The organism is Streptomyces sp. NPDC001153 (assembly GCF_053598315.1).
In genome coordinates this window covers 99,713-111,898 of the sequence record NZ_JBSFJZ010000028.1, presented here as the reverse complement: position 1 = coordinate 111,898, position 12,186 = coordinate 99,713, and the positions used below count along the sequence as shown (strand labels likewise).

Genomic DNA, 12,186 nt, shown 5'->3' with positions numbered 1-12,186 from the left:
CTGCGGTGGTGGGACGAGGTTACAGGGCGTGTCGGGACCCCCGTTACGCAGCGTCAGGTGTAGACGAGCCGGACTCCGCCCGGGCGGCGAATGCGGCCTTCGCCTCGTCCACTTTTCTGCCGAAGTGCACCGACGCCCACCACAGCGCCGCGAACACCGCGCCCATGAAGTACATGGTCGGGACGAAGACGCCGGAGGCGATCAGCGCGAGCTGCAGGGCCCAGCCGAGGGCCACCCCGCCGGGCCGGGTCACCATGCCGCACAGCAGCACACACAGCAGCATGGCGATGCCGCTGACCAGCCAGACCGTGGACACGGACAGGCTCGGGTCCTTCATGGCGACGAGCCCGGCGAAGCCGATGACGAAGAACTCACCGATCAGTGTCGATGCACAGAGCGTACGCATCCGCGATCCTCAGCCCTTCCCCAGCAGCAGCCGGGCCTCGCCGACGGTGATGACGGAACCGGTGACGAGCACACCGCCGCCCGCGAACTCGCTCTCCTCCTCGGCCAGCGTGATCGCGGCCTCCAGGGCGTCCGGCAGCCGCGGCTCGACCTGCACCCGCTCCTCGCCGAACACCTCGACGGCGAGCGCGGCCAGCTCGTCCGCGTCCATGGCGCGGTGGCTGGAGTTCTGCGTGACGACGACCTCGGCGAAGATCGGCTCGAAGGCCTCCAGCAGGCCCCGTACGTTCTTGTCGCCGCTCGCGCCGACCACGCCGATCAGCCGGCTGAAGTCGAACGCCTCCTGCACCGCCTCGGCGGTCACCCGCGCGCCCGCCGGGTTGTGCGCGGCGTCCAGCACGATGGTCGGGGAGCGCCGTACGACCTCCATGCGGCCCGGCGAGGACACGGCGGCGAAGGCCCTGCGGACGGCGTCGATGTCCAGCGGCTCGGCGCGCTGGGCGCCGACACCGAAGAACGCCTCGACGGCGGCGAGCGCCACGGCCGCGTTGTGCGCCTGGTGGGCGCCGTACAGCGGGAGGTACACCTCGGGGTACTCGCCGCCGAGGCCGCGCAGGGTGAGCAGCTGCCCGCCGACGGCGACCTGCCGGGCGACGACCCCGAACTCCAGGCCCTCGCGGGCCACGGTGGCGTCCACCTCGACGGCCTTCTTCAGCAGCACCTGCGCCGCGTCGACCGGCTGCTGGGCCAGGATCACGGTCGCGTCCTGCTTGATGATCCCGCCCTTCTCGCCGGCGATCTCCGCGGGCGTCTCGCCGAGGCGGTCGGTGTGGTCCAGGTCGATCGGGGTGATCACGGCGACGTCACCGTCGATGACGTTGGTGGCGTCCCAGGAACCGCCCATGCCGACCTCGACGACGGCGACGTCCACGGGGGCGTCCGCGAAGGCGGCGTACGCCATGCCGGTCAGGACCTCGAAGAAGGACAGCCGGTACTCCTGCGACGCGTCCACCATCTCGACGTACGGCTTGATGTCCTGGTACGTCTCGATGAACCGCTCGGCGGAGACCGGGGCGCCGTCCAGGCTGATCCGCTCGGTGATCGACTGCACGTGAGGGCTGGTGTAGCGGCCGGTGCGCAGCTCGAAGGCGCCGAGCAGGGCCTCGATCATGCGGGCGGTGGAGGTCTTGCCGTTGGTGCCCGTGATGTGGATCGAGGGGTACGAGCGCTGGGGCTCGCCGAGGACGTCCATCAGCGCGGAGATGCGGCTGACCGAGGGCTCCAGCTTGGTCTCGCCCCAGCGGGTGGCCAGCTCGGCCTCGACCTCACGCAGGGCCTTGTCGACCTCCGGGTCCTCGGGCCGCGCGGGTACGTCGGCCTGCGGCGGGCCTCCCTGGGTGCGCAGGGTGCGGCTGCCGGCCTCGATGACCGCGAGGTCGGGGTCACGGGTGGTCTCGGCCTCGATGATCTCGTCGAAGTGGTCGAGGGGGTCGGGCTGGTCGGTGCCGTTCGGGTCGCTCACAGGGCCCAGTTTACGGAGCGGCACCGACAATGGATGCAGTGGCTTGGGACGCCCGCTGAAGCAGCGGCGGCGATGCCGTGCGGGCAAGCGAAGGCCCCCGGTACCTCGAACACACCGGGGGCTTTCACTCACGTGACGCGGCTCACGCCTGCGGCAGCTTCTCCAGCTGGGCGGTGATGCGGGCGATGTCCTCCTCGGCCTTGGCCAGGCGCGTGCGGATCTTGTCCACCACGTGGTCCGGAGCCTTGGCCAGGAAGGCCTCGTTGCCGAGCTTGGCGTTCGCCTGGGCCTTCTCCTTCTCGGCGGCGGCCAGGTCCTTGGCGAGGCGCTTGCGCTCGGCGGCCACGTCGATCGTGCCGGACAGGTCGAGCGCCACCTCGGCGCCGGCGACCGGCAGGGTGGCCGTGGCCGTGAAGGAGTCGCCCTCCGGCTGCAGGCGCAGGAGCTGGCGGATGGCGGCCTCGTGCGGGGCGAGGGCCGTACCGTCGAGCTCCAGGCGGGCCGGGACGCGCTGGCCCGGCTGCAGGCCCTGGTCGGCGCGGAAGCGGCGGACCTCGGTGATGACCGACTGGAGGCTCTCGATCTCCCGCTCGGCGGCCGTGTCGCGGAAGCCACTGTCCTTCGGCCAGTCGGCGATGACGAGCGACTCGCCGCCGGTGAGGGTCGTCCACAGGGTCTCCGTGACGAAGGGGACCACCGGGTGGAGCAGCCTGAGCGTGACGTCCAGGACCTCGCCCAGGACGCGCTTGCTGACCTCGGCCGGCTCGCCGCCCGCCAGGAAGACCGTCTTGGACAGCTCGACGTACCAGTCGAAGACCTCGTCCCACGCGAAGTGGAAGAGGGTGTCCGACAGCTTGGCGAACTGGAAGTCGTCGTAGTGGGCGTCGACTTCGGCCACGACCGAGTTCAGGCGGGAGAGGATCCAGCGGTCGGTCGCCGACATCTTCGCCGGCTCCGGCAGCGGGCCCTCCACCGTGGCGCCGTTCATCAGGGCGAAACGGGTGGCGTTCCAGATCTTGTTGGCGAAGTTGCGGGAGCCCTGGACCCAGTCCTCGCCGATCGGGACGTCGACGCCCGGGTTGGCGCCGCGGGCCAGCGTGAAGCGCAGGGCGTCGGAGCCGTACTTGTCCATCCAGTCCAGCGGGTTGACCGCGTTGCCGAAGGACTTCGACATCTTCTTGCCGAACTGGTCGCGGACCATGCCGTGCAGGGCGATGGTGTGGAACGGCGGGGTGCCGTCCATCGCGTAGAGGCCGAACATCATCATCCGGGCGACCCAGAAGAAGAGGATGTCGTAGCCGGTGACCAGGACGGAGTTCGGGTAGAACTTCGCGAGCGACTCGGTCTGTTCGGGCCAGCCGAGGGTCGAGAAGGGCCACAGGCCGGAGGAGAACCAGGTGTCGAGGACGTCGGTGTCCTGGTGCCAGCCCTCGCCGGTCGGCGCCTCGTCGTCGGGCCCGACGCACACGACTTCACCGTTCGGGCCGTACCAGACCGGAATCCGGTGACCCCACCACAACTGCCGCGAGATGCACCAGTCGTGGAGGTTGTCGACCCAGTCGAAGTACCGCTTCTCCATCTCCTGCGGGTGGATCCTGACGCGGCCGTCGCGGACGGCGTCGCCGGCGGCCTTCGCCAGCGGGCCGACCTTGACCCACCACTGCATGGACAGGCGCGGCTCGATGGTGGTCTTGCAGCGCGAGCAGTGGCCGACGGAGTGGACGTACGGCCGCTTCTCGGCGACGATCCGGCCCTCGGCGCGCAGTGCGGCGACGATGGCGGAGCGGGCCTCGAGCCGGTCCAGGCCCTGGAAGGGACCGTGGGCGGTGATGACGGCGTGCTCGTCCATGATCGTGATGGACGGCAGGTCGTGCCGCTGGCCGATCTCGAAGTCGTTCGGGTCGTGGGCCGGGGTGACCTTGACGGCGCCGGTGCCGAACTCGGGGTCGACGTGGGTGTCCGCGACGACCGGGATGGAACGGTCGGTCAGCGGGAGCCTGATGAGCTTGCCGACGAGGTGCCGGTAGCGCTCGTCGTCCGGGTGGACGGCGACCGCGGTGTCACCGAGCATCGTCTCGGCGCGGGTGGTGGCGACGACGATGGAGTCCTCCCCGTCGCCGTAGCGCATGGAGACCAGCTCGCCGTCGTCGTCCTGGTACTCGACCTCGATGTCCGAGATGGCCGTCAGACAGCGCGGGCACCAGTTGATGATGCGCTCGGCGCGGTAGATGAGCTCGTCGTCGTAGAGGCGCTTGAAGATGGTCTGGACGGCCTGGGAGAGGCCCTCGTCCATGGTGAACCGCTCACGGGACCACGCGACGCCGTCGCCGAGGCGGCGCATCTGGCCGCTGATCTGCCCGCCGGACTCGGCCTTCCACTGCCAGACGCGGTCGACGAACGCCTCACGCCCGAGGTCGTGCCGGGACTTGCCCTCCTTGCCCAGCTCCCGCTCGACGACGTTCTGCGTGGCGATGCCGGCGTGGTCCATGCCGGGCTGCCACAGCGTCTCGTAACCCTGCATGCGCTTACGACGGGTGAGGGCGTCGATGAGGGTGTGCTCGAAGGCGTGGCCCAGGTGCAGGCTGCCCGTGACGTTCGGCGGCGGGATGACGATCGTGAACGGCGGTTTGTCGCTCTTGGCGTCCGCCTCGAAGTAACCGCGCTCTACCCAGCGCTCGTACAGCGGCCCCTCTACATCGGCCGGCGCGTACTGGGTCGGCAGTTCGGTGTCGGGCGCGGGTGGCTGCTGCTGAGCGTTCTCGGTCACGGGGCTCAGTTTAGAGGTGTCACGGGGTGGTCCCGAAACACGTTTGTTCTGTAACGGTGCGCCCCCCGGTGCCGCGTGCTTTCCGGGCCTGGGCCAGGATGTCAGGAACACATAAGCGTCCTAGGGGGAACCCAGAAATGAGCAACAACCAGCCGGGCCCGTACGGCCAGCCACCCCAGCAGCCGGGTCCCTACGGCCAGCCGGGGCAGCCGGGTCCGTACGGCCAGCCGGGGCCCTACGGCCAGCCGGGCCAGCCGGGCCCGTACGGCCAGCAGCCGCAGGCCCCGCAGCCCGGCTATGGCTACCCCCAGCAGGCACCTCCGGCCGCCCCGCCGCAGCCGGGTTACGGCTACCCGCAGCAGGGCGGCGTGCCGCAGCAGCCGAATCCTTACGGCCAGCAGCAGCCGAACCCCTACGGGCAGCAGCCCTACGGCATGCCGCAGGCTCCGCAGCCGGCCGGCGGCAAGAAGAAGACCGGCCTGATCATCGGCGCGGTGGCCGTGGTGGCGGCCGTGGCGGTGGGGGCGTACTTCGCGTTCGCCGGCGGCACCGGAGTGACGGACGACGGTCCGCACAAGCTGACGACTCCGCAGGCCGTCATCAACGGCACCTACACGAAGAGCGACGCCGCCGACTCGTCGAACGGCCCCGGCGACTCCGACAAGTCCGACTTCGAGAAGTGGGGGGTGACGAACCCCACGGAGGTGGCCGCCGAGTACGACAGCGGCAGCGGGCTGACCAAGAAGGCGATCAAGTTCAACGGCGTGTACGGGAGCATCAAGGACCCCGAGGCGCTCGTCGACTCCATGTTCGCCAAGATCAAGACGGCTTCCCAGAAGGACCAGAGCGGTTCCAGCTTCAAGGGCAAGCTGATCGGCAGCCCCGAGACCGTCCACCCGGCGGGCTTCTCCAACGGCGTCATGAAGTGCCAGGTGGCCCAGATCGACACCTCCGCCTCGTCGTCCACGGACGCGGGCGTGCCGAAGAGCATGCAGATGCCGCTCTGCATCTGGGGCGACCACAGCACCGCGTCCCTCGTGATGTCGTACAGCGTGGCCTCCCTGGCCTCGGGGCAGGCCGGCTCGCTCGACGACGCCGCGGAACTCGCGGCCAAGCTGCGCAACGACGTGCGCGTCAAGGCCTGACGCCCGCACAACGCGGAAAGGGGCCCCGGTCGGTCGACCGGGGCCCCTTTCCGTGCCTGGGAGTTACGCCGACTTCTGCTCGCCGGAGCCGCGGCCGCGGGCGTCCCGCGGGATCAGGGTCGGGTTGACGTTGGAGAGGACCACGTCGGCCGTGATGACGACGCGGGCCACGTCCTTGCGCGACGGGACCTCGTACATGACGCCCTGGAGGACTTCCTCCATGATGGCGCGCAGGCCCCGGGCGCCGGTCTGGCGGAGGATCGCCTGGTCGGCGATGGCCTCCAGGGCCTCGCGCTCGAAGTCCAGCTCCACGCCGTCGAGTTCGAAGAGGCGCTGGTACTGCTTGACCAGGGCGTTGCGGGGTTCCACCAGGATCTTGAGGAGCGCTTCGCGGTCGAGGTTGTGGACCGAGGTGATCACGGGCAGGCGGCCGATGAACTCCGGGATCATGCCGAACTTGACCAGGTCCTCCGGCATGACGTCCTCGAAGACGTCCTTGGCCTCCAGCTCGCGCTTGGAGAGGATCGTCGCGCCGAAGCCGATGCCCTTCGCGCCCGCGCGGGCCTCGATGATCTTCTCCAGGCCGGCGAAGGCGCCGCCCACGATGAACAGGACGTTCGTCGTGTCGATCTGGATGAACTCCTGGTGGGGGTGCTTGCGGCCGCCCTGGGGCGGGACGGAGGCCGTGGTGCCTTCGAGGATCTTCAGCAACGCCTGCTGGACGCCCTCGCCCGAGACGTCACGGGTGATCGAGGGGTTCTCGCTCTTCCTCGCCACCTTGTCGATCTCGTCGATGTAGATGATCCCGGTCTCGGCCTTCTTGACGTCGTAGTCCGCCGCCTGGATCAGTTTCAGGAGGATGTTCTCGACGTCCTCGCCGACGTAGCCGGCCTCCGTGAGCGCCGTGGCGTCGGCGATCGCGAACGGCACGTTCAGCATGCGCGCCAGGGTCTGCGCGAGGAGGGTCTTGCCGGAGCCCGTGGGGCCCAGCAGGAGGATGTTGGACTTCGCCAGCTCGATGGCGTCGTCACGGCCGCCCGGGCCGCCGTTCTCGCCTGCCTGGACCCGCTTGTAGTGGTTGTACACCGCGACGGAGAGGGCCTTCTTAGCCGCCTCCTGGCCGACCACGTAGCCCTCGAGGAACTCGTAGATCTCGCGGGGCTTGGGGAGTTCCTCCCAGCGCACCTCGCTGGTCTCCGCGAGCTCTTCCTCGATGATCTCGTTGCAGAGATCGATGCACTCGTCGCAGATGTACACACCGGGCCCTGCGATGAGCTTCTTGACCTGCTTCTGGCTCTTGCCGCAGAACGAGCACTTGAGCAGATCGCCGCCGTCACCGATGCGTGCCACGGTGTGCTTCCCCTTCGCCTGGGAGACGCCCGGACGCTTTCGAGTCCAGCGGCTCCTGGTGCTGCCTTATGTCGACGGTACCTTGCCGGGCCCCGTGTTCGGGCCCCCCTTGGCAGGGTTCACTTTGACGCGGACCCTGCCAAGAAGGGCCCAGAGTATGCCGTTCCGCCTCAGCGGACCGCGGCGTTGTTCAGCTTGCGGGTGGAGATGATCTGGTCGACGAGGCCGTACTCCAGCGCCTCCTCGGCCGTGAGGATCTTGTCGCGCTCGATGTCCTCGCGGATCTTCTCGATCGGCTGGTTCGAGTGCTTGGCCAGCATGTCCTCCAGCTGCTCGCGCATCCGGGTGAACTCGTTGGCGATGATCTCCAGGTCGGAGAGCTGGCCGCGGCCGGTGGAGCCCGCCGGCTGGTGGATCAGCACACGCGAGTTCGGCAGGGCCATGCGCTTGCCGGGCGTACCGGCGGCGAGCAGGATGGCCGCCGCGGAGGCCGCCTGGCCCATGCAGACCGTCTGGATGTCGGGCTTCACGAACTGCATCGTGTCGTAGATCGCCGTCAGGGCGGTCATGTCGCCACCGGGGCTGTTGATGTAGATCGAGATGTCCCGGTCCGGGTCCATCGACTCCAGGCACAGCAGCTGCGCCATGACGTCGTTGGCGGAGGCGTCGTCGATCTGGACGCCCAGGAAGATCACGCGCTCCTCGAAGAGCTTCGCGTACGGGTCGTACTCGCGGATGCCCTGGGAGGTGCGCTCGACGAAGCGCGGGATGACGTAGCGGCTGTCGGGGCGGGGCCCTTCGTACATGCCGCTGGCGGCGCCGGGGAAGTTGTTCATGGGGTGTTCACCGTCCTGGTGGCGTTCTGGGGGCTGGGGTCGTGGCGGTGCTTGGCGTGGCCGGGCCGGTCAGGCACCGGTGCCGCCGCCTCCCGGAACACCCGAGGCGTGCGTGATGATCTCGTCAATGAGACCGTACTCCTTGGCCTCTTCCGGGGTGAACCAGCGGTCGCGGTCGCCGTCGCGGATGATCGTCTCGACGGACTGGCCGGAGTGCAGCGCGGTCAGCTCGGACATGGTCTTCTTCGTGCGCAGCAGGTACTGGGCCTGGATCTTGATGTCCGAGACCGTACCGCCCAGGCCCGCGGAGCCCTGGTGCATCATGATGTCGGTGTGCGGCAGGGCGAAGCGCTTTCCGGCGGTGCCGCCGGTGAGCAGGAACTGGCCCATCGAGGCCGCCATGCCCATGCCGATCGTGACCACGTCGTTCGGGATGTACTGCATGGTGTCGTAGATCGCCATGCCGGCCGTCACCGAGCCGCCGGGGCTGTTGATGTAGAGGTAGATGTCCTTGTCCGGATCGGCGGCAAGGAGAAGCAGCTGTGCGGTGATCTTGTTGGCGATGTCGTCGTCAACCTGCTGGCCGAGGAAGATGATCCGCTCGCCGAGCAGCCGGTTGTAGACCTGGTCGCCGAGGCCACCACCGATGGAAGGCTCGCCGGCGGCTGAGGGCATCAGATTCGTCACGTATCCACCTGCTCGTCTTACGACGGCGCCGGGCCGTCTCATTGTTCTGCCTTTCATGGACCCTAACGCGAGGGTCCCTTCGGGGAATCCCGGAGATGGTGGTGTTCGCCGGGGGCGTAGCGCTCCGCTGGGGGGCCGGTGCGGTTCGTAGGGGGTGCCGGGGTCGTCGTCGGGCCGCGGGTGAGTGGGGGGTGAGTGGGGGCGGGTGGGGGCTTGTCGCGCCCGTGCGGCGGAGCCGCATATCGGATGCAGCCCCGCGCCCCTTTCGTCGGCGCGCCCCAGTACGGCAAACGGGCCCCGGGGAAAGTCCCCAGGGCCCGCTGTGCGTGCCTTACAGGCGCCGTAGGGCCGGTCAGCCCTCGGCGTTCTCCTCGGAGGTCTCCGAGCCCTCGGCGGCCTCGACCGTCTCGATGACGGTCTCGGTCTCCTCCTCGTCCTCCAGGTCGACGACCTCGCCGTTGGTGTCCTTCACCGTGGCGGCCTCGACCACGACGGCCAGGGCCTTGCCGCGGGCGACCTCGCCGACCAGGAGCGGCACCTGGCCGCCCTCGACGACGGCCTGGGCGAACTGGTCGGGGGACATGCCGGAGGAGGCGGCGCGCCGCATGAGGTGCTCGGTGAGCTCCTCCTGGTTGACGTTGAGCTGCTCCTTCTTGACCAGCTCGTCCAGGACGAACTGGGTCTTGATGCCCTTGACCGCGGCCTCGCGGGTCTCGGCGTCGAACTCCTCGGCGGTCTTGCCCTGGATCTCCAGGTACTTGTCGAGGGTCAGGCCCATCTGGCCGAGCTGGTGGTGCTCCAGGTTGTGCTTGCGGGTGTTGATCTCGTCCTCGAGCAGCTTCTCGGGGACCGGGACCTCGACCAGCTCGAGGAGCTTCTCCAGGACGCGCTCCTGGGCCTGGGTGGCCTGGTCGAACTGCTTCATGTTCGCGAGGCGCTTGCGGCTGTCGGCCCTGAGCTCGTCCAGGGTGTCGAACTCCGAGGCGAGCTGCGCGAACTCGTCGTCCAGCTCGGGCAGTTCACGGGCGGCGACCTGGGTGACCTTGACGGTGACCTCGGCCTCCTTGCCCGCGGCGGAGCCGCCCTTCAGCTCGGAGGTGAAGGTGGCCTCCTCACCGGCGGACAGGCCCTTGACGGCGTCGTCGATGCCGTCCAGCAGCTCGCCGGAGCCGATGGTGTAGGAGACGCCGTTGGCGATGCCGTCCTCCAGCACCTCGCCGTCGACCTTGGCCTGCAGGTCGATGGTGACGACGTCGCCGTCCTCGGCGGCGCGCTCGACCGGGGAGGTGGAGGCGAAGCGCTCGCGCAGCTGCTCGACCGACTTCTCGATGTCCTCGTCGGTGACCTCGACGGCGTCGACCTCGACCTCGATGCCGGAGTAGTCCGGGATCTCCAGGGCCGGGCGGACGTCGACCTCGGCGGTGAAGTTCAGCGTCTCGCCGTCCTTCAGCTCGGTGATGTCGACCTCGGGCTGGCCCAGCGGGCTGAGCTCGGCCTCGTTGACCGCCTCGGTGTAGAACTTCGGAAGCGCGTCGTTGACGGCCTCCTCCAGCACGGCGCCACGACCGAACCGCTGGTCGATGACCCGGGCCGGGATCTTGCCCTTGCGGAAGCCCTTCACCGTGACCTGCTGGTTGATCTTCTTGTACGCCGCGTCGAGGCTGTCCTTGAGCTCCTCGAAGGGCACCTCGACAGTGAGCCGAACCCGGGTCGGGTTCAGGGTCTCCACGGCGCTCTTCACGGTTCGGTCTCCTTGTGGCTGACTTCTTGGATTCTGCCGGAGCCAGACGGGTCCGGCGGATTCGCCGCCCGGAGGAGTTCGTAGGCCGAGTGGGCCGGGACACACGGGCGCGCAGCTTGCATAGTAACCGCAGCCGGTCAGCGCCCCAAAAGGCGATCATCACGACGTCGTGAGCAGGTGCCCGGGCAGGTGGTCGGGGTGGCGGGATTTGAACCCACGGCCTTCCGCTCCCAAAGCGGACGCGCTACCAAGCTGCGCCACACCCCGTCTGGTGCGACACGTAGGGTACATGCCCTGGCCGGTTACGTCGGCCGCATTCTTCGAGGCGGTACGCGCGAGGGCTCCGGCGCGGGGGCGCGAGGGGGCACGTACGGCGCGTACGGGAGCTGTGGGATCAACTCGTTGGCCTCGGCACCGGGCGACCCGCTACGATTGCCTCCAGTGCCGCGGTCACCGACCTGCGGCGCACTGTTGCGGGCGTAGCTCAATGGTAGAGCCCTAGTCTTCCAAACTAGCTACGCGGGTTCGATTCCCGTCGCCCGCTCCGATCGGTCGCCATGACCAGCCCAGGGGCCCGGTTCCGCTTCGGCGGGGCCGGGCCCCTGGTGTGTCCGGGGGTCCCTGACGTTCGCCCGTCCGTCGCGGCCACGAGGTGTGAGCGCCGTGTCCCGTCGAGTGCGTGACCGTCGGGCGCGAGGTCGAGGTGGCCGCCGGCGAGGCCGAGCCGACCGTCACCGCGGGTAGCGTCCGGCGTCCGGGCCGTCACTGCGGTACGGGTCCTGCACGGCAGGTGCTGTCGTTCTTCCCGCCTGTCGGTGACCTGGTGTTCGCGTCCCCGGTCGGCGCCATGTGAGCCGGGCCGGTGGCCGGGATGCCGTCGGCCGCGCGGAGCAGGGGCGTGCCGGTGGCGGCGCAGTGGTTGAAGGAGTCGCTCGGGTCGGCACCGGAGGGGTCCTGGCCTGGCAGGCGCCGGGACCGTCGCCACGGCCGGCGACGGAGGCGGGCCATCACCGGGGCCGGTGCCGTCGTACCGGCTCCACCGGGCGGGCGTGCGGGATCGGTCTCCGCGGCGGGTCCCGTGCCGGGCGGTCCTGGGGTGTTCGCCCGGTCCTCCAGGGGCTCACGCCTTCGAGGGGGCAGCGCCGGGTGGCGGCGTGCACGAGGACCGCGCCCGGCGAGTGTGACGTCGGCCGGTTTCAGGTCCTGGTGGGCCACTCCTGCGCGTGGCCGTCCAGGGGCGCGCGGCGGCGGCCTCGCGGTTGAACCGGATGCGGAACTCGTCGTCGGCGGCGGTACGGGCCGTGGACGACCTTGACCGCGAGCCGGCGGCCGGAGGCGGAGCGGGCGGGGTGGACCACGTCCTCCCCCACCTGTTCAGCTCTGTAGTCGTTCAGCGCGTTCCGGCCCCCGGCCCCGCACCGGGTCAGAACTTGATCGAGCTGATCGAGTCCGCTATCGAGTTCAGGAAACGGTCGATGGACGGGGCCATACCGGTCGAGGCGAGGAAGAACCCGAAGAGGACCGCGACGATCGCGGGCCCCGCCTTGATGCTCCCCCCTCTCAGGAGCACTACAAGGATGATCGCCAACAGCAGCACCACAGACAGTGAAATGGCCACAACTGATCACACCCTCGGTCGGTCCGCTCTCCCGGCCCAGGGGTACGACCCGCGCACCCCCGCCAGAACCATCGTGCCACCAACCCTGCCGCCTCATGCGGCCCGTGACACAACG

Annotated in this window: 10 protein-coding genes and 2 tRNA genes; 3 read left to right on the top strand and 9 right to left on the bottom strand. The window is 69.4% G+C overall.

From position 1 onward, the window contains the following. Nucleotides 1-43: 43 nt before the first annotated feature. The 3 genes from ACWDEN_RS29310 to ACWDEN_RS29300 form a co-directional block, all read right to left on the bottom strand. On the bottom strand, nucleotides 44-406 hold the full coding sequence (locus tag ACWDEN_RS29310; protein WP_351615158.1) for a DUF4233 domain-containing protein: 363 nt from the start codon (nucleotides 404-406) through the stop codon (nucleotides 44-46). Nucleotides 407-415: 9 nt separating this feature from the next. Next, complete coding sequence (gene folC / locus ACWDEN_RS29305) at nucleotides 416-1,927, bottom strand: bifunctional tetrahydrofolate synthase/dihydrofolate synthase (RefSeq protein WP_351615155.1); 1,512 nt, start codon at nucleotides 1,925-1,927, stop codon at nucleotides 416-418. Nucleotides 1,928-2,069: 142 nt separating this feature from the next. Next, nucleotides 2,070-4,694, bottom strand: coding sequence for a valine--tRNA ligase (locus ACWDEN_RS29300; protein WP_351615152.1), 2,625 nt, complete (start codon nucleotides 4,692-4,694; stop codon nucleotides 2,070-2,072). A 137-nt stretch (nucleotides 4,695-4,831) separates the two neighbouring features. On the opposite strand from ACWDEN_RS29300, the gene ACWDEN_RS29295 reads away from it, so the two are divergent. Continuing rightward, the gene (locus ACWDEN_RS29295; protein WP_351615149.1) at nucleotides 4,832-5,839 is read left to right on the top strand and encodes a hypothetical protein; all 1,008 of its coding nucleotides are present in this window, start codon (nucleotides 4,832-4,834) and stop codon (nucleotides 5,837-5,839) included. A gap of 63 nt (nucleotides 5,840-5,902) precedes the next feature. Here the strand turns inward: ACWDEN_RS29295 and clpX are convergent, their stop codons facing one another. The 5 genes from clpX to ACWDEN_RS29270 form a co-directional block, all read right to left on the bottom strand. Beyond that, entirely contained in the window at nucleotides 5,903-7,189 is a 1,287-nt protein-coding gene (gene clpX / locus ACWDEN_RS29290; protein WP_208900879.1) for an ATP-dependent Clp protease ATP-binding subunit ClpX, read from the bottom strand. 170 nt (nucleotides 7,190-7,359) lie between these two features. Beyond that, entirely contained in the window at nucleotides 7,360-8,025 is a 666-nt protein-coding gene (locus ACWDEN_RS29285) for an ATP-dependent Clp protease proteolytic subunit (protein WP_351615145.1), read from the bottom strand. Nucleotides 8,026-8,094: 69 nt separating this feature from the next. Then, nucleotides 8,095-8,700: an ATP-dependent Clp protease proteolytic subunit gene (locus ACWDEN_RS29280; RefSeq protein WP_351615198.1), complete on the bottom strand. Its 606-nt coding sequence runs from the start codon at nucleotides 8,698-8,700 to the stop codon at nucleotides 8,095-8,097. Between the two features lie 364 nt (nucleotides 8,701-9,064). Beyond that, on the bottom strand, nucleotides 9,065-10,453 hold the full coding sequence (tig, locus tag ACWDEN_RS29275) for a trigger factor (protein WP_450860708.1): 1,389 nt from the start codon (nucleotides 10,451-10,453) through the stop codon (nucleotides 9,065-9,067). Nucleotides 10,454-10,643: 190 nt separating this feature from the next. Further along, nucleotides 10,644-10,720, bottom strand: a tRNA-Pro gene (locus ACWDEN_RS29270). 206 nt (nucleotides 10,721-10,926) lie between these two features. Between ACWDEN_RS29270 and ACWDEN_RS29265 the strand changes: the two genes are divergently transcribed. Together ACWDEN_RS29265 and ACWDEN_RS29260 are read left to right on the top strand one after the other, a co-directional pair. Then, nucleotides 10,927-10,997: transfer RNA gene (locus ACWDEN_RS29265), tRNA-Gly, on the top strand. A 135-nt stretch (nucleotides 10,998-11,132) separates the two neighbouring features. Further along, a complete protein-coding gene (locus tag ACWDEN_RS29260) occupies nucleotides 11,133-11,306 on the top strand; it encodes a hypothetical protein (protein WP_351615140.1) in 174 nt (57 codons plus the stop codon). 570 nt (nucleotides 11,307-11,876) lie between these two features. On the opposite strand, the gene ACWDEN_RS29255 is transcribed toward ACWDEN_RS29260, so the two are convergent. Further along, nucleotides 11,877-12,071 (bottom strand): hypothetical protein, encoded by a 195-nt coding sequence (locus tag ACWDEN_RS29255; RefSeq protein ID WP_351615137.1) that lies wholly within the window; start codon nucleotides 12,069-12,071, stop codon nucleotides 11,877-11,879. Nucleotides 12,072-12,186: the final 115 nt, after the last annotated feature.

Bases quoted from the DNA above. Each gene is read 5' to 3' on its own strand.
- ACWDEN_RS29310 (WP_351615158.1), bottom strand. From the start codon at position 406: ATGCGTACGCTCTGTGCATCGACACTGATCGGTGAGTTCTTCGTCATC.
- ACWDEN_RS29285 (WP_351615145.1), bottom strand. From the start codon at position 8,025: ATGAACAACTTCCCCGGCGCCGCCAGCGGCATGTACGAAGGGCCCCGC.
- ACWDEN_RS29280 (WP_351615198.1), bottom strand. From the start codon at position 8,700: ATGCCCTCAGCCGCCGGCGAGCCTTCCATCGGTGGTGGCCTCGGCGAC.
- ACWDEN_RS29295 (WP_351615149.1), top strand. From the start codon at position 4,832: ATGAGCAACAACCAGCCGGGCCCGTACGGCCAGCCACCCCAGCAGCCG.